The organism is Acinetobacter sp. A47 (assembly GCF_000805455.1).
GTDB lineage: Bacteria > Pseudomonadota > Gammaproteobacteria > Pseudomonadales > Moraxellaceae > Acinetobacter.
On record NZ_JSUS01000036.1, the window covers coordinates 1 to 2,355 of the forward strand.

The 2,355-nt window shown below is 53.2% G+C and carries 1 protein-coding gene; it reads right to left on the reverse strand.

The features are described from left to right. The coding region (locus tag OC23_RS09665; protein WP_152607820.1) for a beta strand repeat-containing protein at positions 1-2,355 on the reverse strand (2,355 nt) is incomplete at both ends.

Here is a 2,355-nt window from a genome sequence, read left to right on the forward strand (position 1 = left end):
AGCTGGCATCTGCGGTTACTGTACCGGTGTTACCTGCGGCATCGGTTGCAGTAATGCTGACATTGATGGTCTTGTCGGCATCAAGGACTAACTGTCCGCCATCAACCGTTACGCTCCATACCCCACCCGTTTGTACTGTGGTGGTCAGGTTCACGCCATTGACGTTGACAGTAACTACGTCACCGACAGTGTATTCACCGGTGACTGTACCGCTAATGGTCTGGTCAGTTGCCGCTTCGCCTGAATCAACCACGCCATCGCCTGCAATCGGGTTAATGGTAATCGTGGTCGTGCTGTTGTCCGGACCAGTGGTATCCACGGTATAGACTTGGGTATCAGTCACATTACTGCTGTTACCTGCTGCATCAGTGAAGGTCGCTGTGGCATCGATAGTGGCATCGGTATCAGCCAGCAAGTCGCTACCTGCTACATCTGCTGTCCAGTTACCTGTTGCTGCATCAACTGTTGCGGTATAAGTCACGCCATTGATGACTAAAGTCACCACAGTCGTAGCTGCATCTGCAGGAATACCGGTCAGGGTACCTGTGATGGTCACTGTGCCGGTTGATTCTGCTGCATTCAATACGTTGTCTGCTGTGACATCGTTAATGGTTAATGTTGCACCTGCAGGGTTTGGAGGTGTGACATCCACGGTTTCTGTACCTGGTACAGACGGGTTACCTGCCGGGTCTGTGGCAATCGCGGTGATGGTATCACCATCGACCAGCCCACCCGGATTCGGCACGGTCCATTCGCCTGTGACCGGATCAGTGGTGACATCCACCGTTGTTCCGTTCGGGAAGGTTACAGTCACCGTTGATCCTGGTTCTGCTGTACCGGTGATCGGGTCAGTACCATTGACCGGATTGATCTCTGGTGCTGCCGGTGGCGTAACATCCACAGTGAAGCCTTGAGTGTCAGTAACCGTGCTGCTGTTACCTGCTGCATCAGTGAAGGTTGCAGTGGCATCGATAGTGGCATCGCTGTCCGCCAGCAAGTCGCTACCAGCCACATCAGCTGTCCAGTTACCTGTTGCTGCATCCACTGTCGCGGTGTAAGTCACACCATTGATGAGGAGTGTAACCACTGTGGTGGCTGCATCTGCAGGAATACCGGTCAGGGTACCTGTGATGGTCACTGTGCCGGTTGATTCTGCTGCATTCAGCACGTTGTCTGCAGTGACATCATTGATGGCGAGTGTTGCTCCTGTGGTATCCGGAGCAGTCACATCAACGACATAGCTCTGGTCTGCGGTAATAGTACCCGCACCTGTTACATTCACGCTGACATTGATGGTGCTGTCTGCATCTGCAGTCAGATCGCCACCCGGAACGGTCACGCTCCAGCTACCATCCGCCTGTACGGTAGTGGTGTAATTGTTGCCATTGACCACAACTGTCACGGCATCGCCTGCTGTGAAGCTGCCCACAACCGCACCGCTAACAGTCTGGTCAACGCCTGCTTCTGCTGCGTTAACAATGTTATCGCCTGCAATCGGGTTGATCACGACTACTGGTGTAGTGATGTCAACGGTATAGCTGGCATCTGCGGTTACTGTACCGGTGTTACCTGCGGCATCGGTTGCAGTAATGCTGACATTGATGGTCTTGTCGGCATCAAGGACTAACTGTCCGCCATCAACCGTTACGCTCCATACCCCACCAGTTTGTACTGTAGTGGTCAGGTTCACGCCATTGACGTTGACAGTAACCACGTCACCGACAGTGTATTCACCGGTGACCGTACCGCTAATGGTCTGGTCAGTTGCCGCTTCGCCTGAATCAACCACGCCATCGCCTGTAATCGGGTTGATGGTAATCGTGGTCGTGCTGTTGTCCGGACCAGTGGTATCCACGGTATAGACTTGGGTATCAGTCACATTACTGCTGTTGCCTGCTGCATCGGTGAAAGTTGCAGTGGCATCAATGGTCTTGTCACCATCTGCCAGCAAGTCACTACCTGCTACATCTGCTGTCCAGTTACCTGTTGCTGCATCAACTGTTGCGGTATAAGTCACGCCATTGATGACTAAAGTCACCACAGTCGTAGCTGCATCTGCAGGAATACCGGTCAAGGTACCTGTGATGGTCACTGTGCCGGTTGATTCTGCTGCATTCAATACGTTGTCTGCTGTGACATCGTTAATGGTTAATGTTGCACCTGCAGGGTTTGGAGGTGTGACATCCACGGTTTCTGTACCTGGTACAGACGGGTTACCTGCCGGGTCTGTGGCAATCGCGGTGATGGTATCACCATCGACCAGCCCACCCGGATTCGGCACGGTCCATTCGCCTGTGACCGGATCAGTGGTGACATCCACCGTTGTTCCGTTCGGGAAGGTTACTGTTACCGTTT